This is a genomic window from Prescottella equi, assembly GCF_020171745.1.
In the GTDB taxonomy this organism is placed as follows: domain Bacteria; phylum Actinomycetota; class Actinomycetes; order Mycobacteriales; family Mycobacteriaceae; genus Prescottella; species Prescottella equi_A.
Window position 1 is genome coordinate 158,109 of the sequence record NZ_JAIVAH010000013.1, and the last position, 22,219, is coordinate 180,327.

At 67.1% G+C, this 22,219-nt stretch carries 32 protein-coding genes; 27 read left to right on the plus strand and 5 right to left on the minus strand.

Translation table 11 applies throughout. From position 1 onward, the window contains the following. Positions 1-2 precede the first annotated feature (2 nt). From rplP to map, 16 genes are all read left to right on the plus strand, one after another. Positions 3-419 (plus strand): 50S ribosomal protein L16, encoded by a 417-nt coding sequence (rplP, locus tag LCL87_RS10795; RefSeq protein WP_005518375.1) that lies wholly within the window; start codon positions 3-5, stop codon positions 417-419. Then, the gene (gene rpmC, locus LCL87_RS10800; protein ID WP_225019444.1) at positions 419-655 is read left to right on the plus strand and encodes a 50S ribosomal protein L29; all 237 of its coding nucleotides are present in this window, start codon (positions 419-421) and stop codon (positions 653-655) included. Before rplP ends, rpmC begins: the two co-directional genes overlap by 1 nt. Then, positions 652-942 carry a 30S ribosomal protein S17 gene (gene rpsQ / locus LCL87_RS10805; protein WP_225019446.1) on the plus strand — a complete coding sequence of 97 codons (291 nt, stop codon included), beginning with the start codon at positions 652-654 and terminating at the stop codon, positions 940-942. Before rpmC ends, rpsQ begins: the two co-directional genes overlap by 4 nt. A 171-nt stretch (positions 943-1,113) precedes the next feature. After that, positions 1,114-1,482: a 50S ribosomal protein L14 gene (rplN, locus tag LCL87_RS10810; protein WP_005518379.1), complete on the plus strand. Its 369-nt coding sequence runs from the start codon at positions 1,114-1,116 to the stop codon at positions 1,480-1,482. Then, positions 1,482-1,799, plus strand: a complete 318-nt coding sequence (rplX, locus tag LCL87_RS10815) for a 50S ribosomal protein L24 (RefSeq protein ID WP_225019447.1) — start codon at positions 1,482-1,484, stop codon at positions 1,797-1,799. The genes rplN and rplX overlap by 1 nt, the downstream gene beginning before the upstream one ends. A gap of 1 nt (position 1,800) precedes the next feature. After that, positions 1,801-2,367 carry a 50S ribosomal protein L5 gene (rplE, locus tag LCL87_RS10820; protein ID WP_005518382.1) on the plus strand — a complete coding sequence of 189 codons (567 nt, stop codon included), beginning with the start codon at positions 1,801-1,803 and terminating at the stop codon, positions 2,365-2,367. A 4-nt stretch (positions 2,368-2,371) separates the two neighbouring features. Beyond that, on the plus strand, positions 2,372-2,557 hold the full coding sequence (locus LCL87_RS10825; protein ID WP_005518383.1) for a type Z 30S ribosomal protein S14: 186 nt from the start codon (positions 2,372-2,374) through the stop codon (positions 2,555-2,557). A gap of 170 nt (positions 2,558-2,727) precedes the next feature. Beyond that, entirely contained in the window at positions 2,728-3,126 is a 399-nt protein-coding gene (gene rpsH, locus LCL87_RS10830) for a 30S ribosomal protein S8 (RefSeq protein ID WP_005518386.1), read from the plus strand. A 14-nt stretch (positions 3,127-3,140) separates the two neighbouring features. Then, positions 3,141-3,680: a 50S ribosomal protein L6 gene (rplF, locus tag LCL87_RS10835; RefSeq protein ID WP_225019449.1), complete on the plus strand. Its 540-nt coding sequence runs from the start codon at positions 3,141-3,143 to the stop codon at positions 3,678-3,680. Between the two features lies 1 nt (position 3,681). After that, positions 3,682-4,089 carry a 50S ribosomal protein L18 gene (gene rplR, locus LCL87_RS10840; RefSeq protein ID WP_127918764.1) on the plus strand — a complete coding sequence of 136 codons (408 nt, stop codon included), beginning with the start codon at positions 3,682-3,684 and terminating at the stop codon, positions 4,087-4,089. Between the two features lie 31 nt (positions 4,090-4,120). Beyond that, positions 4,121-4,762 carry a 30S ribosomal protein S5 gene (rpsE, locus tag LCL87_RS10845; RefSeq protein WP_225019451.1) on the plus strand — a complete coding sequence of 214 codons (642 nt, stop codon included), beginning with the start codon at positions 4,121-4,123 and terminating at the stop codon, positions 4,760-4,762. Further along, complete coding sequence (gene rpmD, locus LCL87_RS10850) at positions 4,762-4,941, plus strand: 50S ribosomal protein L30 (RefSeq protein ID WP_225019453.1); 180 nt, start codon at positions 4,762-4,764, stop codon at positions 4,939-4,941. The genes rpsE and rpmD overlap by 1 nt, the downstream gene beginning before the upstream one ends. A gap of 2 nt (positions 4,942-4,943) precedes the next feature. After that, complete coding sequence (gene rplO / locus LCL87_RS10855) at positions 4,944-5,384, plus strand: 50S ribosomal protein L15 (RefSeq protein WP_225019455.1); 441 nt, start codon at positions 4,944-4,946, stop codon at positions 5,382-5,384. 220 nt (positions 5,385-5,604) lie between these two features. Then, positions 5,605-6,927: a preprotein translocase subunit SecY gene (secY, locus tag LCL87_RS10860; protein WP_005518396.1), complete on the plus strand. Its 1,323-nt coding sequence runs from the start codon at positions 5,605-5,607 to the stop codon at positions 6,925-6,927. Then, positions 6,924-7,469, plus strand: a complete 546-nt coding sequence (locus LCL87_RS10865; RefSeq protein WP_225019457.1) for an adenylate kinase — start codon at positions 6,924-6,926, stop codon at positions 7,467-7,469. The genes secY and LCL87_RS10865 overlap by 4 nt, the downstream gene beginning before the upstream one ends. After that, complete coding sequence (map, locus tag LCL87_RS10870; RefSeq protein WP_225019459.1) at positions 7,469-8,272, plus strand: type I methionyl aminopeptidase; 804 nt, start codon at positions 7,469-7,471, stop codon at positions 8,270-8,272. The genes LCL87_RS10865 and map overlap by 1 nt, the downstream gene beginning before the upstream one ends. Positions 8,273-8,349: 77 nt before the next feature. On the opposite strand, the gene dtd is transcribed toward map, so the two are convergent. Continuing rightward, positions 8,350-8,787: a D-aminoacyl-tRNA deacylase gene (dtd, locus tag LCL87_RS10875; RefSeq protein WP_225019462.1), complete on the minus strand. Its 438-nt coding sequence runs from the start codon at positions 8,785-8,787 to the stop codon at positions 8,350-8,352. Positions 8,788-9,018: 231 nt separating this feature from the next. Here dtd and infA point away from each other — a divergent pair, with 231 nt between their 5' ends. The 8 genes from infA (at position 9,019) to truA (ending at position 13,715) form a co-directional block, all read left to right on the plus strand. Further along, a complete protein-coding gene (infA, locus tag LCL87_RS10880; RefSeq protein WP_003418601.1) occupies positions 9,019-9,240 on the plus strand; it encodes a translation initiation factor IF-1 in 222 nt (73 codons plus the stop codon). Between the two features lie 77 nt (positions 9,241-9,317). After that, the gene (rpmJ, locus tag LCL87_RS10885) at positions 9,318-9,431 is read left to right on the plus strand and encodes a 50S ribosomal protein L36 (RefSeq protein ID WP_003938068.1); all 114 of its coding nucleotides are present in this window, start codon (positions 9,318-9,320) and stop codon (positions 9,429-9,431) included. 211 nt (positions 9,432-9,642) lie between these two features. Next, positions 9,643-10,011, plus strand: a complete 369-nt coding sequence (gene rpsM / locus LCL87_RS10890) for a 30S ribosomal protein S13 (RefSeq protein WP_107982823.1) — start codon at positions 9,643-9,645, stop codon at positions 10,009-10,011. Then, complete coding sequence (gene rpsK, locus LCL87_RS10895) at positions 10,011-10,424, plus strand: 30S ribosomal protein S11 (RefSeq protein ID WP_005239680.1); 414 nt, start codon at positions 10,011-10,013, stop codon at positions 10,422-10,424. Before rpsM ends, rpsK begins: the two co-directional genes overlap by 1 nt. A gap of 26 nt (positions 10,425-10,450) precedes the next feature. Beyond that, positions 10,451-11,056 (plus strand): 30S ribosomal protein S4, encoded by a 606-nt coding sequence (rpsD, locus tag LCL87_RS10900; protein WP_225019464.1) that lies wholly within the window; start codon positions 10,451-10,453, stop codon positions 11,054-11,056. A gap of 100 nt (positions 11,057-11,156) precedes the next feature. Beyond that, a complete protein-coding gene (locus LCL87_RS10905) occupies positions 11,157-12,221 on the plus strand; it encodes a DNA-directed RNA polymerase subunit alpha (RefSeq protein WP_225019466.1) in 1,065 nt (354 codons plus the stop codon). A gap of 55 nt (positions 12,222-12,276) precedes the next feature. After that, positions 12,277-12,819 carry a 50S ribosomal protein L17 gene (gene rplQ, locus LCL87_RS10910; protein WP_225019468.1) on the plus strand — a complete coding sequence of 181 codons (543 nt, stop codon included), beginning with the start codon at positions 12,277-12,279 and terminating at the stop codon, positions 12,817-12,819. Positions 12,820-12,824: 5 nt separating this feature from the next. Next, positions 12,825-13,715, plus strand: a complete 891-nt coding sequence (truA, locus tag LCL87_RS10915; protein ID WP_225019470.1) for a tRNA pseudouridine(38-40) synthase TruA — start codon at positions 12,825-12,827, stop codon at positions 13,713-13,715. 6 nt (positions 13,716-13,721) lie between these two features. Here truA and LCL87_RS10920 read toward each other — a convergent pair whose 3' ends face one another. Continuing rightward, positions 13,722-14,864 carry an acyl-CoA dehydrogenase family protein gene (locus LCL87_RS10920; RefSeq protein WP_225019473.1) on the minus strand — a complete coding sequence of 381 codons (1,143 nt, stop codon included), beginning with the start codon at positions 14,862-14,864 and terminating at the stop codon, positions 13,722-13,724. A gap of 71 nt (positions 14,865-14,935) precedes the next feature. Here LCL87_RS10920 and LCL87_RS10925 point away from each other — a divergent pair, with 71 nt between their 5' ends. Together LCL87_RS10925 and LCL87_RS10930 are read left to right on the plus strand one after the other, a co-directional pair. After that, positions 14,936-15,505 carry a TetR/AcrR family transcriptional regulator gene (locus tag LCL87_RS10925; protein ID WP_225019475.1) on the plus strand — a complete coding sequence of 190 codons (570 nt, stop codon included), beginning with the start codon at positions 14,936-14,938 and terminating at the stop codon, positions 15,503-15,505. Positions 15,506-15,543: 38 nt separating this feature from the next. Then, the gene (locus tag LCL87_RS10930; RefSeq protein ID WP_225019476.1) at positions 15,544-16,098 is read left to right on the plus strand and encodes an NAD(P)H-dependent oxidoreductase; all 555 of its coding nucleotides are present in this window, start codon (positions 15,544-15,546) and stop codon (positions 16,096-16,098) included. 3 nt (positions 16,099-16,101) lie between these two features. On the opposite strand, the gene eccE is transcribed toward LCL87_RS10930, so the two are convergent. Next, a complete protein-coding gene (gene eccE / locus LCL87_RS10935; protein WP_225019477.1) occupies positions 16,102-17,742 on the minus strand; it encodes a type VII secretion protein EccE in 1,641 nt (546 codons plus the stop codon). A 112-nt stretch (positions 17,743-17,854) separates the two neighbouring features. Between eccE and eccB the strand changes: the two genes are divergently transcribed. Beyond that, positions 17,855-19,327 (plus strand): type VII secretion protein EccB, encoded by a 1,473-nt coding sequence (gene eccB, locus LCL87_RS10940; RefSeq protein ID WP_225019478.1) that lies wholly within the window; start codon positions 17,855-17,857, stop codon positions 19,325-19,327. Here the strand turns inward: eccB and mycP are convergent. Then, positions 19,324-20,718 (minus strand): type VII secretion-associated serine protease mycosin, encoded by a 1,395-nt coding sequence (gene mycP / locus LCL87_RS10945; protein WP_225019479.1) that lies wholly within the window; start codon positions 20,716-20,718, stop codon positions 19,324-19,326. The two genes, eccB and mycP, sit on opposite strands and share 4 nt — an antisense overlap. Next, entirely contained in the window at positions 20,718-22,202 is a 1,485-nt protein-coding gene (eccD, locus tag LCL87_RS10950; protein ID WP_225019480.1) for a type VII secretion integral membrane protein EccD, read from the minus strand. The genes mycP and eccD overlap by 1 nt, the downstream gene beginning before the upstream one ends. Between the last annotated feature and the right edge of the window lie 17 nt (positions 22,203-22,219).

The window sequence follows — 22,219 nt, forward strand, 5'->3', positions numbered from 1 at the left end:
GCATGTTGATCCCGCGCCGGGTCAAGCACCGCAAGCAGCACCACCCGAGCCGTTCGGGTGCCGCCAAGGGCGGTACCCAGGTGGCATTCGGTGAGTACGGCATCCAGGCTCTCGAGCCCGCCTACATCACCAACCGGCAGATCGAGTCCGCTCGTATCGCCATGACTCGCCACATCAAGCGTGGCGGCAAGATCTGGATCAACATCTTCCCGGATCGCCCGCTCACCAAGAAGCCTGCCGAGACCCGCATGGGTTCCGGTAAGGGTTCGCCGGAGTGGTGGGTCGCGAACATCAAGCCCGGACGGGTCATGTTCGAGATGAGCTACCCGAACGAGGAGATCGCCCGCGAGGCCCTGCGCCGCGCGATGCACAAGCTCCCGTGCAAGTGCCGGATCGTGACGAGGGAGGAGCAGTTCTGATGGCAACCACCAGCCCTGCTGCAGAGCTCCGCGAGCTGACCGAGGAAGAATTGGTCACCAAGCTCCGCGAGGCGAAGGAAGAACTGTTCAACCTTCGTTTCCAGATGGCCACCGGCCAGCTGGACAACAACCGCCGGCTGCGCACGGTCCGTCACGAGATTGCGCGCATCTACACCGTCCTGCGTGAGCGTGAGCTCGGCCTGGCCGCTGGTCCGGACGCAGGTGACGCGGCATGAGTGAGGATAAGGCAGTGAGCACCAACAGCACCGAAGAGCGCGGCAGCCGCAAGGTCCGCACCGGTTACGTGGTCTCCGACAAGATGGAGAAGACCATCGTGGTCGAGCTGGAGGACCGGGTCAAGCACCCGCTCTACGGCAAGATCATCCGTCGGACCACGAAGGTCAAGGCGCACGACGAGAACGGCACCGCCGGCATCGGCGACCGCGTGCAGCTGATGGAGACCCGTCCGTTGTCGGCCACCAAGCGCTGGCGTCTGGTCGAGGTCCTCGAGAAGGCCAAGTAAGAGCCGAAGAGTGTATCCAGTACGATGGTGGGGTTGCCCTGTGAAAGCAGTGGTGGCCCCACCATCGGCGGGTACGGACCGCGCGCGTCGGGTCGGAAATCTGCCGCGCACGATCAGCACGAGCCGTCGCGGTTCGCACTGGTCGAAACAAGCCAGGTCAAGGAGAAGTAAGTGATTCAGCAGGAGTCGCGACTGCGCGTCGCCGACAACACGGGTGCCAAGGAGATTCTCTGCATCCGCGTTCTCGGTGGCTCGTCTCGTCGCTACGCCGGGATCGGCGACATCATCGTCGCCACCGTCAAGGACGCAACCCCGGGTGGAAACGTGAAGAAGGGCGACGTGGTCAAGGCCGTCGTCGTCCGCACCGCCAAGGAGCGCCGTCGTCCGGACGGTTCCTACATCAAGTTCGACGAGAACGCTGCCGTCATCATCAAGGCGGACAACGATCCTCGCGGCACCCGCATCTTCGGCCCCGTCGGCCGTGAGCTGCGCGAGAAGAAGTTCATGAAGATCGTCTCGCTCGCCCCGGAGGTGCTGTGATGAAGGTGCACAAGGGTGACACCGTGCTGGTCATCGCCGGCAAGGACAAGGGCGCGAAGGGCAAGGTCATCCAGGCCTACCCCGCGACCGGCAAGGTCCTCGTCGAGGGCGTTAACCGCATCAAGAAGCACACCGCGGTCTCCGCGAACGAGCGTGGCGCCTCCTCGGGCGGCATCGTGACGCAGGAAGCTCCGATCAACGTCTCGAACGTCATGGTCGTCGACTCGGACGGAAACCCGACCCGCGTCGGTTACCGCACTGACGAGGAGACCGGCAAGCGCGTTCGCATTTCCCGGAAGAACGGGAAGGACATCTGACATGACCTCCACCGAGAACAAGACCCAGCCGCGCCTGAAGGCCCGCTACCGTGCGGAAATCAAGGACGCGCTGAACGCTGAGTTCGATTACGCGAACGTCATGCAGATCCCCGGCCTGGTCAAGGTTGTCGTGAACATGGGTGTCGGCGACGCCGCCCGTGACGCCAAGCTGATCAACGGTGCGGTCGCCGACCTCACGCTGATCACCGGCCAGAAGCCCGAGATCCGCAAGGCCCGCAAGTCCATCGCGCAGTTCAAGCTGCGTGAGGGCATGCCGATCGGCGCGCGCGTGACGCTGCGTGGCGACCGCATGTGGGAGTTCCTGGACCGTCTGGTGTCCATCGCGCTGCCCCGTATCCGCGACTTCCGCGGCCTCTCGGGCAACCAGTTCGACGGCAACGGCAACTACACGTTCGGCCTCAACGAGCAGTCGATGTTCCACGAGATCGACGTGGACAAGATCGATCGTCCGCGCGGTATGGACATCACCGTCGTGACCACCGCCACCAACAACGAAGAAGGCCGTGCGCTGCTCAAGCACCTCGGCTTCCCGTTCAAGGAGAACTGAGCCCATGGCTAAGAAGGCACTGGTCAACAAGGCCAACAAGAAGCCGAAGTTCGCGGTGCGCGCGTACACCCGCTGCCAGAAGTGCGGCCGTCCGCACTCCGTGTTCCGCAAGTTCGGTCTGTGCCGAATCTGCGTTCGCGAGATGGCACACGCCGGCGAGCTGCCGGGCGTTCACAAGAGCTCCTGGTAAGCGAACCGAAGAAGACTTCCGTCCCGCATCCGCGGGAACGGTGAAGTAAAGAACCACTTCGTTGTAGGCCCACGATCGGGCCGGTCCCGCTCCTCCGAGTGATCGGGGGAGCGGGACCGGACTCCGGTGTTGCATGGGAACCCCAACGAGAAAGGTGCACAGGTCAACTCATGACCATGACTGATCCGATCGCAGACTTCTTGACGCGTCTGCGTAATGCCAACTCGGCGTACCACGATGAGGTGAAGCTGCCGCACTCGAAGATCAAGGCGAACATCGCCGAGATCCTCAAGCGCGAGGGCTACATCGCCGACTACCGCACCGAGGATGCCGAGGTCGGCAAGACGCTGATCGTCGACCTCAAGTACGGCCCGAGCCGCGAGCGTAGCCTCGCCGGCCTGCGTCGTGTCTCGAAGCCCGGTCTGCGCGTGTACGCGAAGTCCACCAACCTGCCCAAGGTCCTGGGCGGCCTCGGCGTGGCCATCATTTCCACGTCGTCCGGTCTGCTCACGGATCGTCAGGCGGCCAATCAGGGAGTGGGCGGGGAAGTCCTCGCCTACGTCTGGTAAGGGAGGCCACCAGAATGTCGCGTATTGGAAAGATTCCGGTTGCCGTCCCCGCGGGCGTCGACGTGACCATCACCGGCCAGGATGTCGCGGTCAAGGGGCCCAAGGGCTCGCTGTCGCTGACCATCGCCGAGCCGATCTCGGTCGCAAAGGGTGAGGACGGTGCCCTCGAGGTCACCCGTCCCGACGACGAGCGTCGCAGCCGCGCGCTGCACGGTCTGTCGCGCACCCTCGTGCAGAACATGATCGTCGGTGTGACCGCTGGTTACACCACCAAGATGGAGATCCACGGTGTCGGTTACCGTGTGGCGCTGAAGGGGCAGGACCTCGAGTTCGCTCTCGGCTACAGCCACCCGGTCCCGATCGAGGCTCCGGAGGGCATCACCTTCGCTGTCGAGTCGCCGACCCGATTCTCGATCACCGGCATCGATAAGCAGAAGGTCGGCCAGATCGCGGCCAACATCCGCCGCCTGCGGAAGTCCGACCCGTACAAGGGCAAGGGCATCCGCTACGAGGGTGAGCAGGTCCGTCGCAAGGTCGGAAAGACGGGTAAGTGATATGAGCCAGACTGCAAACCAGAAAGCCAAGCGGATTCCGCTGGGCAAGGACGCGTCCACGACGCGTCGTCTGTCGAAGGCGCGTCGTCACTTCCGTCTCCGCAAGAAGGTCTCCGGCACCCCGGAGCGTCCCCGTCTGGTGGTGAACCGCTCCGCGCGGCACATCCACGTGCAGCTGGTGGACGACCTGGCAGGCAAGACCCTGGCGGCTGCGTCGACCATCGAGGCCGACGTGCGTGCGCTGGAGGGCGACAAGAGCGCCCGTGGCGCCAAGGTCGGTCAGCTGATCGCCGAGCGCGCCAAGGCTGCCGGCGTGGAGGCCGTGGTCTTCGACCGCGGTGGCCACACCTACAGCGGCCGCATCGCGGCCCTGGCGGATGCCGCTCGCGAAGGCGGGTTGAAGTTCTGATGACCAACATTACTAACGGAAGGAATGCCTGATGCCGGGACGTCAAAGGCGTGACGGCGGAAGCGGACCCGCCGGACAGAATGGCCCGAACCAGGGCGACAACCGCGGTGGCCGTGATCGTCGGGACAACCGTCGTGACAACGCCGCCGAGAAGTCGAACCACATCGAGCGCGTTGTCTCCATCAACCGCGTTTCGAAGGTCGTCAAGGGTGGTCGTCGCTTCAGCTTCACCGCTCTCGTGATCGTCGGCGACGGCAACGGCCTCGTCGGTGTCGGCTACGGCAAGGCCAAGGAAGTTCCCGCGGCCATCCAGAAGGGCGTCGAGGAAGCTCGCAAGAACTTCTTCCGCGTGCCGCTGATCGGTACCACCGTCACTCACCCCGTCCAGGGTGAAGCGGCTGCCGGCGTCGTCATGCTGCGTCCGGCCAGCCCCGGTACCGGTGTCATCGCCGGTGGCGCGGTGCGTGCCGTGCTGGAGTGCGCGGGTGTCTCCGACATCCTCGCCAAGTCGCTCGGTAGCGACAACGCCATCAATGTTGTGCACGCGACGGTTGCCGCCCTCAAGGGTCTGCAGCGTCCGGAAGAGGTTGCAGCCCGTCGTGGCCTGCCCCTCGAGGATGTTGCCCCGGCCGGCATGCTCCGCGCTCGTGCACAGGCTGGGAGCGTGAAGTAATGGCACAGCTCAAGGTCACCCAGGTCAAGAGCACCATCGGCACCAAGCAGAACCAGCGGGACAGCATGCGCACCCTCGGACTGAAGGGCATTCGCCAGTCGGTCCTCCGTGAGGACAACGCGCAGAACCGTGGTCTGATCAACGTGGTGCGCCACCTCGTCACGGTTGAGGAGGTCTAACCATGACCATCAAGTTGCACCACCTGCGTCCTGCTCCCGGCGCCAAGACCGAAAAGACTCGCGTCGGTCGCGGTGAGGGTTCGAAGGGCAAGACCGCTGGTCGCGGTACCAAGGGCACCAAGGCCCGCAAGAACGTGTCGGCCGCCTTCGAGGGTGGACAGATGCCGCTTCACATGCGTCTGCCCAAGCTCAAGGGCTTCAAGAACGCGTTCCGCACCGAGTACCAGGTCGTGAACGTCGGCGACATCGCTCGTCTGTTCCCCGAGGGTGGACAGATCGGCGTTGCCGAGCTCGTGGCCGCGGGCGCGGTTCGCAAGAACCAGCTCGTGAAGGTGCTCGCCGAGGGCGACATCGCGGTTGCCGTCCAGGTCACCGCGAACAAGTTCTCGGGCGCTGCCAAGGAGAAGATCGCCGCTGCCGGTGGTACCACCACCGAGCTGTGATCTGGCTCGTCTGATCGCAAGCATGGCCGCAACACCGTCCCTCGGGGTGGTGTTGCGGCCATTCTTCGTTCAGCGGTCTTCCCAGCGAGGCATACTGGTGACCGGACAGCCCGGGACTGGGCTGTAATTTCATGTGTCACTGTTAGAGTTCTAGAGTTCTGCAATCCACCGGACGGACCAATAGGTTCGCTTCCCTGTCAGTCGTGCGCCAGGAGGATCTTTGCTTTCCGCCTTTGTCTCGGCCCTCAGGACGGTAGACCTGAGGCGGAAGATCCTCTTCACACTCGGTCTGGTCGCCCTGTATCGCCTCGGCGCGACGCTGCCGTCTCCGGGTGTCGACTACGGAAACGTCCGTGCCTGTATCGACCAGGTCTCCGGCGGCGAGTCGGCCGGCATCTACTCGCTGATCAACCTGTTCTCCGGCGGCGCGCTCCTGCAGCTGTCGGTCTTCGCGATCGGCATCATGCCGTACATCACGGCGAGCATCATCGTTCAGCTCCTCACCGTCGTCATCCCGAAGTTCGAGGAACTCCGCAAGGAGGGCCAGTCGGGCCAGGCGAAGATGACGCAGTACACGCGTTATCTCTCGATCGCGCTCGCGATCCTGCAGTCGACCGGCATCGTGGCGCTCGCTGCGCGCGGTCAGCTACTGCAGGGCTGTAGCCAGCCGATCATTGCGGACGAGAGCGTGTTCGGACTGATCATCATCGTGCTGGTGATGACGGCTGGTGCCGCGCTCGTCATGTGGTTCGGTGAGCTCATCACCGAACGTGGTGTCGGCAACGGCATGTCGCTGCTCATCTTCGCGGGTATCGCCTCGCGCATCCCGTCCGAGGGCAAGGCCATCCTCGACAGCCGAGGCGGCCTGACCTTCGCGCTCGTGTGTGTCGCGGCGCTGGCGATCATCGCGGGTGTCGTGTTCGTCGAGCAGGGCCAGCGCCGTATCCCGGTGCAGTACGCCAAGCGCATGGTCGGCCGCCGCATGTACGGCGGATCGTCGACGTACCTGCCGCTCAAGGTCAACCAGGCCGGCGTCATCCCGGTGATCTTCGCGTCGTCGCTGCTGTACCTGCCGAACCTCATCGCGCAGCTCACCGGTGCCAACACGAGCACGGATCCGAGCTGGTGGCAGCGGTTCATCAACGAGTACCTGGTGAACCCGGCCAACCCGGTCTACATCCTGATCTACTTCGGCATGATCGTCTTCTTCACCTACTTCTACGTCGCGATCACCTTCAACCCGGAGGAACGCGCGGACGAGATGAAGAAGTTCGGCGGCTTCATCCCGGGCATCCGTCCGGGGCGGCCGACTGCCGACTACCTGAACTACGTACTGAGCCGTATCACCTTGCCGGGTGCCATCTACCTCGGCACCATCGCGGTCCTGCCGAATCTGTTCCTCGACATCGGCAATTCGGGCGGTGTGCAGAACCTGCCGTTCGGCGGCACCGCGGTGCTGATTATGGTCAGTGTGGGCCTCGATACTGTGAAGCAGATCGAGAGCCAGCTTATGCAGCGAAACTATGAAGGGTTCCTCAAGTGAGACTTGTCCTCCTTGGTCCTCCCGGTGCCGGTAAGGGCACCCAGGCCGCGATTCTGTCGGAGAAGTTGGGCGTTCCGCACATCTCCACCGGAGACCTCTTCCGTGCGAACATCGGACAGGAGACGCCGCTGGGGCTCGAGGCCAAGAAGTACCTCGATGCTGGCGACCTCGTCCCGAGTGAGATCACGAACAACATGGTGAAGGCCCGCGTGGCCGAGCCGGACGCCGCCAACGGTTTCCTTCTGGACGGGTTCCCGCGCACGGTCGATCAGGCGAAGGCGCTCGAGGGCATCCTCGAGGGTCTCGGTGCCAAGCTCGACGGCGTGCTGGCGTTCGACGTCGACGACGAGGTCGTGGTGGAGCGGATGCTCTCCCGCGGTCGCGCCGACGACACCGAGGACGTCATCCGCAACCGTATGCGCGTCTACCGCGAGGAGACGGCACCGCTGCTGGACTACTACGCCGGCCAGATCGTCACCGTCGACGCTGTCGGCGCTGTCGAAGAGGTCAACGCCCGCGCCCTGGCCGCGCTGGGGAAGTAATGGCGTTCGGCCGCAAGCGCAAGGTCGTACCGTTCCGCACGGCGGGTGAGCTCGACGCCATGGCGGCGGCGGGCGCGATCGTCGGCGCCGCCCTCGTGGCGGTGCGGGACGCGGCCAAGCCCGGTGTCAGCACCCTCGAGTTGGACCGAGTCGCCGAATCGGTGATCCGGGACGCCGGCGCAGTGCCGTCGTTCCTCGGCTACCACGGTTTCAGTGGCTCGATCTGCTCGTCGGTCAACGATCGGGTCGTGCACGGCATCCCCTCGGCGGACGACATCCTGGTCGAGGGTGATCTGGTGTCGATCGACTGCGGTGCCATCCTCGACGGCTGGCACGGCGACTCGGCGTGGACGTTCGGTGTCGGTGAACTCGGCGAGGCGGATGCTCAGCTGAGCGAGGCGACACGGCTGTCGATGGAGGCGGGGATCGCGGCGATGGTCGAGGGCAATCGCCTCACCGACGTTTCCCACGCCATCGAGTTGGGCACGCATGCCGCGGAGAAGCTGCACGGCAGGTCCTACGGGATCGTCGACGGCTACGGCGGGCACGCGATCGGCCGCGAGATGCACATGGATCCGTTCCTTCCGAACGAGGGAGCACCCGGCAAGGGTCCGCACCTCGTCATCGGGTCGGTCCTCGCGATCGAGCCGATGCTCACCCTCGGGACGTACGAGACCGAGGTGCTCGGCGACGATTGGACCGTGGTGACCACGGACGGCAGTCGTGCCGCCCATTGGGAGCACACGGTCGCCGTCACCGAGGACGGTCCGCGGATCCTCACGCTCCGTCCCGGCGACAACTGAGCAGAATTACCCGGAAACCCCGGGCGGGCAGTGACCGATCACTGCCCGCCCGGGGTTTCTGCGTCGAGCGGTGCGCCTCAGCCCTCGAGCAGCACCGTGACCGGCCCGTCGTTGACGAGGCTCACCCGCATGTGTTCGCCGAATCGGCCGACCTCGACGGTGGCGCCGAGTTCACGCAGGGCGGCACCGAACGCGTCGACGAGCGGTTCGGCAACGGGGCGCGGTGCGGCCGCCGACCACGACGGCCGTCGGCTCTTGCGGGTGTCGGCCATCAGGGTGAACTGGCTGACGACGAGAATCGGTGCGTCGACGTCGGACGCGGACTTCTCGCCGTCGAGGATGCGCAGGCGCCACACCCGTCGGGCGAGGTTCGCGGCGCCGATCGGATCGTCGTCGTGTCCCACGCCGACGAGGACGAGCAGTCCCTGTCCGCCCTCGGGCGGGGAGATCCGGGCGACTTCGTCGCCGTCGACCGCGACGGCCGCCGATGTGACTCGCTGGACGAGGGCACGCATGCGAGGGGTTCACTCCTTCGGTTGGGGGACCGTTGCGACACGGGGTCGCATTTGGCCTGGTCGGCAAATGCCGGTAGGATGGAAAAACGGTGCGCCCTGCGTATCGGTTGTTTGCGTGTCCGACCTGGTGTCGGAGTGGCGTTCTCGGCCGGCAACTGGAGCCACCGCTGTAGCGGATACCGGTGACGGTAACCGATGCACCCATACGCCACTCAACGGATCGCGGAGGACATGGCTAAGAAGGACGGGGCCATCGAGGTCGAGGGACGAGTTGTCGAGCCGCTGCCCAATGCGATGTTTCGCATTGAGCTGGAAAACGGCCACAAGGTCCTCGCACACATCAGCGGCAAGATGCGTCAGCACTACATTCGCATCCTTCCCGAGGACCGCGTCGTCGTGGAGCTTTCGCCCTACGACCTGTCGCGTGGACGCATCGTTTACCGCTACAAGTAAAAGCTTCCCCGGCCACACCCGGCCGGGGAGAACTATGTCTGCCCTCGGGTGGACAGACAACAGGAGATCAGACGCACGTGAAGGTTCAGCCTAGCGTCAAGAAGATCTGCGAGAAGTGCAAGGTGATCCGCCGTAACGGGCGCGTCATGGTGATCTGCGAGAACCTGCGTCACAAGCAGCGTCAGGGCTAGTCCCAGCAGCACAGCTTCTTCGAAGATCTGCTTGGCAACAAGCAAAAGAAGACCTCTCAGCACCAACCGGTACCCGGGCTCAGCACGTTCACGGGCAGGTACCGGTCCACCCCCGGCACGGAGGCCGGGGCCCCACTGCGATCGGAACGCAGAGTCTTATGCGCAGGGGACGGACTGGGAGCAGACCTCCGCACACCGATAGGAATGCCAAATGGCACGTCTCGCAGGTGTCGATCTTCCTCGCGAAAAGCGCATGGAGATCGCACTGACCTACATCTACGGCATCGGCCGTACCACCTCCAAGGAGATCCTGACTGCCACGGGTGTCAACCCGGACCTGCGCAGCAAGGACCTCACGGACGAGGATCTCGCCAAGCTCCGCGAGTACATCGAGGAGTCGGTGAAGGTCGAGGGTGACCTGCGCCGCGAGGTGCAGGCGGACATCCGCCGCAAGATCGAGATCGGCTGCTACCAGGGCCTGCGCCACCGCCGTGGTCTGCCCGTGCGTGGACAGCGCACCAAGACCAACGCTCGCACCCGTAAGGGTCCGAAGCGCACCGTCGCAGGAAAGAAGAAGTAATGCCTCCCAAGTCACGTAGCACCGGTCCGAAGAAGACCCAGAAGGCGCGTCGCAGGGACAAGAAGAACGTCCCGCACGGTGCCGCTCACATCAAGAGCACCTTCAACAACACGATCGTGTCGATCACCGACCCGGCCGGCAACGTCATCTCCTGGGCGTCGTCGGGCCACGTGGGCTTCAAGGGCTCGCGCAAGTCGACGCCGTTCGCTGCTCAGCTCGCCGCTGAGAACGCTGCCCGCAAGGCGCAGGAGCACGGCGTCAAGAAGGTCGACGTCTTCGTGAAGGGCCCGGGCTCGGGCCGCGAGACCGCGATCCGCTCGCTGCAGGCTGCAGGCCTCGAGGTCGGCACCATCTCCGATGTCACCCCCCAGCCGCACAACGGCTGCCGTCCGCCCAAGCGGCGTCGGGTTTAAGTAGCGGGAAGGATAGGTAAAAGAACATGGCACGTTATACCGGACCCATCACCCGCAAGTCGCGTCGTCTGCGCGTCGACCTCGTCGGAGGCGACCAGGCGTTCGAGCGGCGTCCTTACCCGCCGGGCCAGCACGGCCGCGCGCGCATCAAGGAGAGCGAGTACCTGCTCCAGCTGCAGGAGAAGCAGAAGGCTCGCTTCACCTACGGCGTCATGGAGAAGCAGTTCCGTCGCTACTACCAGGAGGCGGTCACCCGCCCCGGTAAGACCGGCGAGAACCTGCTCCAGATCCTGGAGTCGCGTCTCGACAACGTCGTGTACCGCGCAGGCCTCGCTCGCACCCGCCGTCAGGCGCGCCAGCTGGTCACGCACGGTCACCTTCTCGTGAACAACAAGAAGGTCGACATCCCCAGCTACCGCGTCTCGCAGTACGACATCATCGATGTCCGCGAGAAGTCGCTGGCGACCCTGCCGTTCCAGGTTGCTCGTGAGACCCAGGGCGATCGCCCGATCCCGGGCTGGCTGCAGGTCGTCGGTGGACGCCTCCGCATCCTGGTGCACCAGCTCCCCGAGCGTGCACAGATCGAGGTTCCGCTGCAGGAACAGCTGATCGTCGAGTACTACTCGAAGTAAGGCGTGATACCTGGGAGCGGTCGGTAACGGCCGCTCCCGGGTCCCAAGCCTTTCCCATCGTGGGTGTCATATGGCGGACGCCCGTACAGGAGGAAATCCAATGCTCATTTCTCAGCGACCCACGCTGACCGAAGAGGTCATCGCTGAAAACCGCTCGAAGTTCGTCATCGAGCCCCTCGAGCCAGGCTTCGGGTACACCCTCGGCAATTCGCTGCGCCGCACCCTGCTGTCGTCGATCCCCGGCGCTGCTGTCACCAGCATCCGCATCGACGGCGTCCTGCACGAGTTCACCACCGTTCCCGGCGTGAAGGAAGATGTCACCGACATCATCCTGAACCTCAAGGGCCTGGTCGTGAGCTCCGAAGAGGACGAGCCGGTCACCATGTACGTCCGCAAGCAGGGCCCCGGGGTCGTGACTGCGGGTGACATCGTTCCGCCGGCAGGCGTCACGGTCAACAACCCGGATCTGCACATCGCCACCCTGAACGACAAGGGAAAGCTGGAGATCGAGCTCGTCGTCGAGCGCGGTCGCGGCTATGTCCCCGCCGTCCAGAACAAGGCGTCCGGCGCCGAGATCGGCCGTATCCCGGTCGACTCGATCTACTCGCCGGTGCTCAAGGTCACCTACAAGGTGGAGGCGACTCGCGTCGAGCAGCGCACCGACTTCGATCGGCTGATTCTCGACGTGGAGACCAAGAACTCCATCACCGCACGGGACGCGCTCGCTTCGGCGGGCAAGACCCTGGTTGAGCTCTTCGGCCTGGCCCGTGAGCTGAACGTCGAAGCAGAAGGCATCGAGATCGGACCCTCGCCCGCCGAGGCCGATCACATCGCTTCCTTCGGACTCCCCATCGAGGATCTGGACCTGACGGTCCGTTCCTACAACTGCCTCAAGCGCGAGGGTGTTCACACCGTCGGCGAGCTGGTTGGTCGTACCGAGTCCGATCTGCTGGACATCCGCAATTTCGGACAGAAGTCCATCGACGAGGTGAAGGTCAAGCTGCATTCGCTCGGCCTCGCCCTCAAGGACAGCCCTGCGTCCTTCGATCCCACCACCGTTGCCGGCTACGACGCCGCCACCGGTACGTGGAGCGACACGGATGCCGGTTCCTTCAGCGACGCTGACGGTACCGAGCAGGACTACGCCGAGACCGAACAGCTGTAACCCGTATCACCCGGCACATGGGCAAATGTGCTGGGCGAGCCCCAGAGGAGCTCCAATGCCCAAGCCCAAGAAGGGTGCCCGCTTCGGCGGGTCGGCGTCGCACCAGAAGGCGATCTTCGCCAACCTGGCGACTGCTCTCTTCGAGCACGGCCGAATCACCACCACGGAGGCCAAGGCCAAGGCCCTGCGTCCGTACGCCGAGAAGCTCGTGACCAAGGCCAAGGGTGGAACCCTTGCCGACCGTCGTGAGGTTCTCAAGGTCATCCGCAACAAGGACGTCGTGCACGGCCTGTTCGCGGAGATCGGCCCGTTCTACGCCGACCGCGACGGCGGTTACACCCGCATCATCAAGACGGTCCCCCGCAAGGGTGACAACGCTCCGATGGCGATCATCGAGCTCGTCAAGGAGAAGACTGTCACCTCCGAGGCGGACCGCGCTCGCCGCGTCGCTGCTTCGCAGGCTGCCGAGGAGAACGTGGTGGAGGCTGTCGAGGCCGACGCCACCGAAGCCGAGGTCGAGAACGCAGAGGCCGTCGTCGAGGGTGTCGAGAACGAGACCGCGACTGCAGCTGACGCCGACGAGGCCAAGAAGGACTAGTCCACTTGGTTTCGGCACATGCTGAATCGAACGAACCCGCCGCTCCCTCCGGGGACGGCGGGTTCGTTCGATTGCGGCTCGATATTTCCTACGACGGCACCGACTTCTCGGGCTGGGCGCGTCAGCCCGGCCGTCGCACGGTGTGCGGTGAGATCGAGGAGAAGCTGAGCGCGATCGTCCGCACCCCGGTGCTGCTGACGGTCGCCGGACGGACCGACGCCGGTGTCCACGCGAGTGGTCAGGTGGCGCACGTCGACGTCCCGGCGGACATGATTCCCGAGGATCCGTCGCGGCTGGTCCGCAGACTCGCCCGGTTCCTGCCCAGAGATGTTCGGGTCAAGGATGTCTCGTTCGCGCCCGAGCATTTCGACGCGCGGTTCTCGGCGATTCGCCGGCACTACGAGTACCGGCTGACCACGGCGCGGTACGGTGTCGAGCCGTTGCGTGCCCGGGACACCGTCGCGTGGCCCAAGGACGTCGACGTCGAGGCGATGCGGGAGGCGTCGTCGCGGCTTCTGGGTCTGCACGATTTCGCGGCGTTCTGCAAGCGTCGCGAGGGCGCGACGACGGTCCGCGAACTGCAGCGGTTCGAGTGGGAGCAGGTCGGCGACGAACTGACGGCGTTCGTGAGTGCCGACGCCTTCTGCTGGTCGATGGTCCGGAGCCTGGTCGGTGCTGCGCTCGCGGTCGGCGAGGGTCGCCGCACCGTCGAATGGATGGCAGGCCTGCTCGCCGAGCGCGAGCGTGCGAGTGCAGTCGCCGTCGCTCCGGCACACGGGCTTTCACTGGTCCGCGTCGACTACCCGGCGGACGAGGACCTGGCTGCCCGCAACGAAGCCACCCGGGAGACGCGCACTTCGATCGAACCGGGCGGCTCCGGCTGCTGCGGGGACTGACGTCCGTCAGCCCGCGAGCTGGCGGGCGATGACGAGTCGCTGAATCTGGTTGGTGCCCTCGAAGATCTGGGTGATCTTGGCTTCGCGCATGTACCGCTCGACGGGGAAGTCCTGCGTGTAGCCGTAGCCGCCGAAGACCTGCACCGCGTCGGTGGTGACCTTCATCGCGGCGTCGGTCGCGACGAGCTTCGCGACTGAAGCGTTGCGAGAGTAGGGGAGCCCGGCGTCGCGGCGGCGTGCGGCGTCGATGTAGGTGGCGCGGGCCGAGTCGACCGCGGCCGCCATGTCGGCGAGGACGAACCCGAGACCCTGGTGGTCGATGATGCGCTTGCCGAATGCCTTGCGCTCCTTGGCGTATGCGACGGCGTCGTCGAGCGCGCCCTGTGCCAGGCCGACGGCGACGGCCGCGATGCCGAGGCGTCCGGAGTCGAGGGCGCTGAACGCGATGGGCAGGCCCTGTCCGGTCTTGCCGATGAGCCGCTCGGAGGGAACGAAGGCGTCGTCGTAATGCGCGGCCGTGGTCGGGACGGCACGCAGACCCATCTTCTCCTCGGGTTTGCCGAAACTGAGGCCTTCGGTCTCCTTCGGCACGAGGAAGCACGAGATCCCGCGGGCGCCGTCGTCGCTCGTGCGCGCGAAGAGCGTGTAGAAGTCGGCACGACCGCCGTTGGTGATCCACGCCTTGCTGCCGTTGATGTGGAAGCCGCCGTCCACCTCGGTGGCCCGGCACGTCAGTGCGGCGGCGTCGGAGCCGGCCTGCGGTTCGGACAGGCTGTAGGCGCCGATCGTCTCGCCGCCGAGCATGTCGGGCAGCCACTGCGCCTTCTGCTCGTCGGTGCCGTGGGTAGCGAGCGCGAAGCACGACAGGCTGTGCACGCTGGTGGCGACCGCGACAGCCGCCCAGCGTGCCGCGATCTCCTCGAGAACCTGCAGGTAGACCTCGTAGGGCTGGTTGCCGCCGCCGAATTCCTCCGGGTACGGCAGGCTCAGCAGTCCGGCGCGGCCGAGTGCGGGGAAGACACCGTCGGGGAATGTCTCGGTCTTCTCGTGCTCGTCGACGATCGGTGCCAGCACCTTGTCCGCGACGTCGCGGGTGAGGTCGATCAGGTCGTGGGCTTCCTGGGTGGGCAGCAGGCGTTCGACGGGCACGGCGGTCTCCTCGCGGATTGACGAGCTTCGAAAAGTAGTACTGAAAGCGATACTGCAGTACCGTCTGGCGTATGGCAACCCCGGTGAAGATGACGGCTCGACGTATCGCGCTGTTCGACGCGCTCGTGACCCTGATTCTCGACGAGGGATTCGCGCACCTCACCCTGGACGACCTGGCGGCGCGGCTGCACTGCTCGAAGTCCACGCTGTACCGCCTCGCGGACAGCAAGGAACAGTTGGTCCGGGCGGCCACGGTGCACTTCTTCCGTGGGGCCACCGAGCAGGTCGAGGCGAGCGTGGCAGGTGCGGTGGACGCGCGTGACCGCATCCGCAGGTATCTCGAGGCGGTGGGCGAGCAGTTGCGGCCGGCGTCGGCGCGGTTCATGGAGGATCTCGCGGCCGATCCCGCGGCCCGCGAGGTGTACGAGCGCAACACCCGGTTCGCGGCGAGACGGGTGCAGGAACTCATCACCGAAGGGGTCGAGGCGGGGGAGCTGAGGGACGCGCATGCTGCGTTCGTCGGAGACATCGCCGCCGCGGCGATGGTGCGGATCCAGCAGCGGCAGGTGGCGGCGTCGACCGGACTCGACGACGCCGAGGCATACCAGGAACTGGCGGTTCTCCTGACCCGCGGACTCTGATCCGGCGCTCTACGATCGGACTCGGAAGGGAGTGGCCGATGGAGCTGGATCGACCGTTGCGACTCGAGGTGATCGTCGGCAGCGTCCGTGTGAAGCGGTTCGCGCCCGTCGTCGTCGACTGGTTCGTGGAACGGGCCGGTGCACGCGACGAGTTCGACACCGCGGTCCTCGACCTCGCCGACGCGTCTCTGCCGCAGGATCTTTCGCATTCTCCTGAGGTCGACGCCTTCACCGAACGTATCGGGCACGCGGACGCCTTCGTCGTCGTGACGAGCGAGTACAACCACGGCTATCCGGCGGCGCTCAAGACAGCACTCGATACCGTCAAGTACGAGTGGCGTGCCAAGCCCGTCGGTTTCGTCGCGTACGGAGGGATGTCGGGAGGGCTGCGGGCGGTGGAGCAACTGCGCCAGGTCGTCGCGGAACTGCACATGGTCTCGATCCGGGAGTCCGTCAGTTTTCACCAGGCGCGCAAGCGCTTCGACCCGGCGGACGGCGCCGCGAACGACGCCGCCGGGCGGATTCTCACGCAGTTGGCGTGGTGGGGCGACGCCCTGCGGACACAACGCGAGCACGCGCCCTATCCGGGCTGAGGCTCAGTGGGTGCCGACGAGTCGCGACTGGCGCGGACGTCCGAGGAAGGCGGTCTCCGACGAAATCGTCACGAGCGCCAATTCGATGCTGTGTCCTCCCGTCGTGAGGATCACGCGGTCGCCGGACGCCCCGGGCTGAAGTATCGAGACGGCGACCGTCGCCGACGCGGGCACAGCAGTGGGCTGGACATGGACGGTCGTCACGCCCGGCCGGGCCGGCGGCGCCGGAGGCCCGTCGACGACGAGCGTGTCGAATCCTGTCTCGGACCAAGAGGATCCGTGTGCGATTCGGAGTCGTGACGGTGCGCCGATCGCCTCCACCAGCGTCGTCCACGCATGGGGCCGGTCGGTGTGGACCAGCACCCGTGCGCCGGTTCCGACGGCCCGGAACACCACCTGCTGGGCGAGGTACAGCTCGCCGCCGACCAGCACGTCACGCACTCCGGGGCCGGACAGTCGGGTTGTGACGGCGTGGCCTCGAGCGTCGGATCCGACGAGTTGCCCACAACCGGCTACCGGCAGGTGCAGGCCGTCGAGGAGGTCCGGGGAGGTCGCGCGCAGGGGTGTGAGGGCGTCGAGGTCGGGTGACGAGACGGGCAGGTGCGCGACGAGAGCGGCACGGTGCCGGCCCTGCATCGAGATCCGGCCCCGGTGCCGCAGACCTCGTGACGGCACGGCTCGGGTGGTGGTCCGGTACGCGGCCCCGACGAGTACCGAGTCCTTGTCCGCGCCGGGACGCAGACGCACCGTGACCGTCGTCCCGACGCCGGGCTGCGCCCACACCGCGGTGAGCAGCTCGCGGCTGAGATGTCGGGGATCGATCGCGTTGCCGGTGTTGCACATGCCCTGGAGTGGTACATGGGACCAGTGCTGGTCCATCGTGTCGGGGTGGACGCCGCGGCAGATGAGGGCGGCGGCCGACTCCACGTCGGCCGCCGGCAGGATGCGCGCGGCGCAGCCAGTGTCGGCGAGGGCCCGGACGACTCGTCGTGCCGCGACCGCGACGGTGCGTGCGGCGCCCTCCTCGCCGCCGCCGCGGCGCGCGACGGAAGCGCCGTTCGCGGCGCCGTCGAACCGGAGCGCCACCCACACGGTGCGCCGGGCGATGGCGGGAAGGGGGCCGACCAGGCTGTCGTAGACGTCGGCGGCGGGGGTCCCGGTGACGGCGCGACTGCCGTGGGCCACGATGTCGATGCCGCCGAGGGTGACGTCGTGCTGATTCAGGCACGCGGCGAGCGCCGCGACGGGAACGTGGTCGGGGGAGTCGACGTGCTCAGGCGTCACCCGGGTCCAATGTCCGAGCGGTGGAAGCAGTTCGACGACCGCGACGACCTGTCCGTCGATCCAGTGCAGGCCGACGGTCTCGCCGGGCGCGTGGAAGTCGGTGGTGCGCCCGATCCCCGGTCTGCGGTCGCCGAGCGAGCGCAGCGCCGTCTCGGCCCACGCCACAGCGAACCGGCCACCGACGCGGGTGAACAGTGCGCCGCCGAATACCGCGGCCACGACGACCGCAGCCCACAGCGGCAGCCCGGCGAGCAGCGCGAGCAGACACACGGCTGCGCCGACCAACTGTGCGACGACGACGGTCGTCACCAGTGCTGCGGCAGCCGTGTTCGGACGGCGTCCGGCACGGAAATGGTCCACGGTTCCTCCCCGATACCTGAACCAGACGGAGCGAGCAGTCGTCCGCCGAAGAGTGCTTTCGAGCGAACTGTACTGTGTGGATCCGAAGCGTGCGCCTCTTGGGGGAGGGAACATGGCTGCACAGCCGACGACTCGATGGCAGGTGAGCGGATACCGATTCCTGGTCCGCCGTATGGAGCATGCGCTCGTCCGCAAGGACGTGCGCATGCTGAGCGATCCGATGCGGTCGCAGTCGCGCGCCCTGGGGGTGGGGATCGTCGTGGCGTGTCTGGTGCTGGCGGGGTCCGCGGCGCTGGCGCTGTTCCGTCCGCAGGACAAGATCGGCAACGCGACGATCGTCGTCGGAAAAGACTCGGGCGCAATGTTCGTCGTGATGAACGACGCGCTCCATCCCGTGCTCAACCTTGCGTCCGCGCGACTGATCGTCGGGGAGGCGGCGAAGCCGGTGACGGTATCGGGATCGGAGATCGAGTCCCGGCCACGCGGCGCGCTGGTCGGCATCCCGGGCGCCCCGTCGGCGCTTCCTGCGGGTTCGACCGGCGGCCGGCCGTGGACGGTGTGCGACACGGTCGCCTCCGACGGAACCGATTCCGTCACAACCACGGTGGTCGTCGGTGAGCCGTCATGGAGTGATCGCATCGGTCCGCTCGACTCCGATCGTGCGCTGCTCGTCTCGCACGGCGCCGACACCTATCTCGTGTACGACGGCCATCGGGCGCAGATCGATCTCCGGGACCGGGCGGTGACCCGTGCACTGGGACTCGAAGGCGCGCAGCCGCGTCCGATCGGGCGCGGACTGCTCAATGCGATCCCGGAGACGCTTCCGATCACGCCGCCGCAGATCGAGTCCCGGGGATCCGCGCCGACCTATCAGATCGCCGGGCGGACCGTCGGATCCGTCGTCAAGCTGATGCGCGGCGACGACGTCCGCTACTACGTGGTGCTCCGGGACGGCGTGCAGGAGATCAGCGCCGCCACAGCGCTTCTCATCCAGTTCGCCGATTCGCAGGGACAGTCGGAGATGGCGACGGTCAGCCCCGACGCGCTGGCCCAGGCGCCGTTGGCGGACGTACTCGACGTGGCGACCTTCCCGGCCGTCCCGCCGCGGCTCGCGGACCCGTCCGACGAGCCGGTCGGTTGCCTGACCTGGACACCGCAGGGCACGGCGCAGGGCGACGACTCCGGATCCGTCGACGCGGCGCTCACGGTGGCGGCCGGGCGTTCGCTGCCGATCCCGGACGATGCGCGCTCGGTTCGCCTGGCGCAGGCCGACGGCTCCGGCGACCACGCGGATTTCGCCTACGTGCGTCCGGGCGCCGGCGGTTTCGTGCAGACGACGGGCGTCGAGTCCGGCAGCGCCCGCAAGGGTGGCTTGTTCTTCGTCGCCGACACCGGCGTCCTGTACGGGGTCGAGAACGCCGACGCGGCGAAGGCTCTGGGGTTCGAGGTGCCGGGTGCACCGGCGCCGTGGCGGATCGTCGAATTGCTCGCTCCCGGGCCGACTCTCGGTAGGGCGGCGGCGCTGGTCGCGCACGACGGCGTGTCTCCCGATGCCGATCCGGCGCCGGTGGCAGCGGGCAACTAGTCGCGTCGTGACGCCGCTCGACGGCGCAGCGGCAGCGACGCCAGGACGCCGAGAAGTGCGAGCGTGACGATTCCTCCGGTCGCGGCCAGTGCCACCGTGCGGGGCCGGGTGTCCGGTGGTGGGGGCGGGTGCGGAGTCGGAAGCTGCGCCGACGCGAACGTCGGCGCCGCGACGTCGGCGTCGGGCAGATCCGCCGTGACGGCGGCCACGGGATCGACGACGCCGCGGCCGACGAACGGGTTCCACCCCTCGGCCGGTGCGTGCGCCGTGGCCTCGATCCGGGCGATCACCTGCTGCGCGCTCAACTGCGGAAACCTGGCGCGCACCAGCGCCACCGTCGCGGACACGAGAGGAGCCGCGAAACTCGTTCCGACGAAGGGCATCTGCTGTCCCTGACCATTCAGCCAGCTGCGAGTCTCGCCGGTGCCGTCGGGCGCGAGCGAGACGATGCCGGTGCCCGGTGCCGCCACGTCCACCCACGGGCCGCCGAGACTGAATTCGGATGCCGCGCCGTCCGGATCGACGGATCCGACGGTGAGCACGTAGTCGTCGTACCACGCGGGAGTTGCGATGGTGGCCACCGAATCCCAGGGGTCCGCGCCCGGGTCGAGGGGGTCGATCCCCGGGTTCTGGGCCATGCAACCGCCGGAGCGGAAGTTTCCCGCTGCGGCGACGACCACTGCGTTCTTCACGGTGGCGGCATAGTGCACAGCGGCTCCGAGCGACTGGTCGGCGATGCCGTCGGAGGCCGACCGGCACGCCACCTCGGAGATGTTGACGACCGTGGCGCCGTTGTCGACGGCCTGACGGATCGCCATCGCCATCGTCTGGGTGTTGCCGTAGCCGGAGGTGTTCTGGACGTCGTTCGGATCGTCCCGCCGGCGGGTCTCCGAGAAGTTGGCGCTGGACTGGCGGATCGTCACGATCCGCGCGTCGGGAGCCCCGCCGGCGAATCCTGACGTCGGCACGGGTGCCGCGGCGATGAGACCTGCGACGATGGTGCCGTGCGCGTCGCAGTCGCCGGTGCCGTCGCCCGTCGAGACGTAGTCACCGCCGGGAATCAGGCCGGGCAGGCGGGGATGACGGGCCACGCCGGTGTCGATCACCGCGACGATCTGGCCGGCCCCGCGGGTGAGCGGCCACGCCGATTCGAAGTCCATCGTGCGCTGCGGAAGAGGAGTGCTCGGTTCGTCGGCCGACGACAGCGCCACCGCACATGCGTTGCGCTGCTCGGTGGGCGCGAGGGGGGCGGGACGGGCGGGCCCCGGCAGCCTGCCGGGGTCGATGGGCGACGGGACGACCGCGGACCCGAGTCCGCCGAGGGACAGCGTCGTCGCGACGGTGAGGAGCGAGACGATCGCTGCCGACCGTGCGGTGGGGCGCATGCGCATCACAGCCCGCGCACGGCGAGGAACAGCCCGGACACCCAGCACGCGAGAGGTACGACGGCGGCGATCGCCGCGTAGTCGACGATCTCGGCGGCGCGGCGCTGCACCGGCGAGAACGTCCGTTGCGGGACGACGACTCCGAGGACGAGGGCCGCGATGACGAGCAGTGCGGTGACCGCGAACAACGCGAGGGCGGCGCTCGGGACCACCACTGCTGTCGCGACCGACAGCAGCATCAGCACGGCGCTGCCGCCGGCGATGAGCGGGACGGCCTGCTCGGCGGAACTGTAGGTCCGTCCGCGGAACATCAACACTGCCGCCGCTGCCACGGCCAGAGCTGTTCCCGGCCAGTAGATTCCGTCGGACGCGCTCGGCGTCGCTGCCAGGAGTGCGCCGGTCGCGGTCAGCAGGGTGGAACCCGCGATCAGTCCGGTGAGATAGCGCCGGGCGTGCTCGGCGCGTCGTTCGACCGTCGCGAACGACGGCATGCTCCGGGCGTTGTCGAGATCGTCGGCGTCGTCCTCGGCGGGGTCGAGCGACGTGCCGGGCGCAGGCACCGGGGGCAGTGGGAGCTTCGCGAGCATCATCGCGATCCGGGCTGCGAAGACGAGTCCGAACAGCGCGCAGCCGACGAGTATCGCGCCGACCGATCGCGTGGACTGCTCGGTGAGGACCGCGACGAGCGCGGCGAGTGATCCGAGCAGGGAGATCGACGCGGCTGTGGTGAACACGGCGTGCCCGACGCCGCCGGCGCGCAGGGCCAGCACCGCGCAGGCACCGACCATCACGAGCCCGAGCAACGTGTCCGGTGGCAGGTCGTCGCCGGGGACGATCAGCGCGCCCGACGCGAACGCGATCGGCAGCGCTGCCGTGCCGAGCGTGAGTGCCGCGCCGGCGTCGTCGTACACCCGGTTGGCGACCGCTCCCGCGACGAGAAGGGCCACGACGACGGCGAAGGCGCCGGCGGCTCCGAACACCGATGCGGTGGCTCCCTCGGTACGGAGCAGCACGAACGCCGCGGCCGCGGAAGCGGCGACGGCGATCGCGGAGCCCGTGAGGCGTGCGATCCGCGGAGTCCAGGGGTGCGCGTGTCCGGTGTCGGCGACCGCCACGTTGTACATGACGTCGTCGAACAGGGGCGGGGGCGGGCTCGCCTCCACACTGTCGAAGACGAGGAGTTCGCCGTCGAGAACACCGTGTTCCTGCAGACTCGACGCCGGTGACAGCGCAGGTCGGCCCACCCGGGACAGCACCCATCGTGTCGGCTGGAGACGATCGCCGGTGACGTCGAAGTCGTTGGCAGCGCTGTGCTTCTCGACCAGATCGGCAATTCCGGGTATCAGTAGGTCGACCGGCACCGAATTCGGAAGCGCGAGGTCGATCTGACTGTGCGGCGTGAGAATCGTCAGTCGGCACAGGTCGGCAGCGCCACGTGGTCGGGCGCCGGTCGTACCGCCGGTCGTCTGGTCGGCGCGCAGCACTGTCACGATCGTTCCCCCCGGAA

What these genes read in the sequence shown, in the direction of transcription:
- rpsD (WP_225019464.1), top strand. Translation starts at nt 10,451, where the DNA reads ATGGCACGTTATACCGGACCCATCACCCGCAAGTCGCGTCGTCTGCGC.
- infA (WP_003418601.1), top strand. Translation starts at nt 9,019, where the DNA reads ATGGCTAAGAAGGACGGGGCCATCGAGGTCGAGGGACGAGTTGTCGAG.
- rpsH (WP_005518386.1), top strand. Translation starts at nt 2,728, where the DNA reads ATGACCATGACTGATCCGATCGCAGACTTCTTGACGCGTCTGCGTAAT.
- rpsE (WP_225019451.1), top strand. Translation starts at nt 4,121, where the DNA reads ATGCCGGGACGTCAAAGGCGTGACGGCGGAAGCGGACCCGCCGGACAG.
- rpmC (WP_225019444.1), top strand. Translation starts at nt 419, where the DNA reads ATGGCAACCACCAGCCCTGCTGCAGAGCTCCGCGAGCTGACCGAGGAA.
- LCL87_RS10825 (WP_005518383.1), top strand. Translation starts at nt 2,372, where the DNA reads ATGGCTAAGAAGGCACTGGTCAACAAGGCCAACAAGAAGCCGAAGTTC.
- rpsK (WP_005239680.1), top strand. Translation starts at nt 10,011, where the DNA reads ATGCCTCCCAAGTCACGTAGCACCGGTCCGAAGAAGACCCAGAAGGCG.
- map (WP_225019459.1), top strand. Translation starts at nt 7,469, where the DNA reads ATGGCGTTCGGCCGCAAGCGCAAGGTCGTACCGTTCCGCACGGCGGGT.
- LCL87_RS10930 (WP_225019476.1), top strand. Translation starts at nt 15,544, where the DNA reads ATGGAGCTGGATCGACCGTTGCGACTCGAGGTGATCGTCGGCAGCGTC.
- dtd (WP_225019462.1), bottom strand. Translation starts at nt 8,787, where the DNA reads ATGCGTGCCCTCGTCCAGCGAGTCACATCGGCGGCCGTCGCGGTCGAC.
- rplQ (WP_225019468.1), top strand. Translation starts at nt 12,277, where the DNA reads ATGCCCAAGCCCAAGAAGGGTGCCCGCTTCGGCGGGTCGGCGTCGCAC.
- LCL87_RS10925 (WP_225019475.1), top strand. Translation starts at nt 14,936, where the DNA reads ATGGCAACCCCGGTGAAGATGACGGCTCGACGTATCGCGCTGTTCGAC.
- rpsQ (WP_225019446.1), top strand. Translation starts at nt 652, where the DNA reads ATGAGTGAGGATAAGGCAGTGAGCACCAACAGCACCGAAGAGCGCGGC.
- LCL87_RS10905 (WP_225019466.1), top strand. Translation starts at nt 11,157, where the DNA reads ATGCTCATTTCTCAGCGACCCACGCTGACCGAAGAGGTCATCGCTGAA.
- rplE (WP_005518382.1), top strand. Translation starts at nt 1,801, where the DNA reads ATGACCTCCACCGAGAACAAGACCCAGCCGCGCCTGAAGGCCCGCTAC.
- rplX (WP_225019447.1), top strand. Translation starts at nt 1,482, where the DNA reads ATGAAGGTGCACAAGGGTGACACCGTGCTGGTCATCGCCGGCAAGGAC.
- mycP (WP_225019479.1), bottom strand. Translation starts at nt 20,718, where the DNA reads ATGCGCATGCGCCCCACCGCACGGTCGGCAGCGATCGTCTCGCTCCTC.
- rpmD (WP_225019453.1), top strand. Translation starts at nt 4,762, where the DNA reads ATGGCACAGCTCAAGGTCACCCAGGTCAAGAGCACCATCGGCACCAAG.
- eccB (WP_225019478.1), top strand. Translation starts at nt 17,855, where the DNA reads ATGGCTGCACAGCCGACGACTCGATGGCAGGTGAGCGGATACCGATTC.
- rplP (WP_005518375.1), top strand. Translation starts at nt 3, where the DNA reads ATGTTGATCCCGCGCCGGGTCAAGCACCGCAAGCAGCACCACCCGAGC.
- rpsM (WP_107982823.1), top strand. Translation starts at nt 9,643, where the DNA reads ATGGCACGTCTCGCAGGTGTCGATCTTCCTCGCGAAAAGCGCATGGAG.
- rplR (WP_127918764.1), top strand. Translation starts at nt 3,682, where the DNA reads ATGAGCCAGACTGCAAACCAGAAAGCCAAGCGGATTCCGCTGGGCAAG.
- rplO (WP_225019455.1), top strand. Translation starts at nt 4,944, where the DNA reads ATGACCATCAAGTTGCACCACCTGCGTCCTGCTCCCGGCGCCAAGACC.
- rplF (WP_225019449.1), top strand. Translation starts at nt 3,141, where the DNA reads ATGTCGCGTATTGGAAAGATTCCGGTTGCCGTCCCCGCGGGCGTCGAC.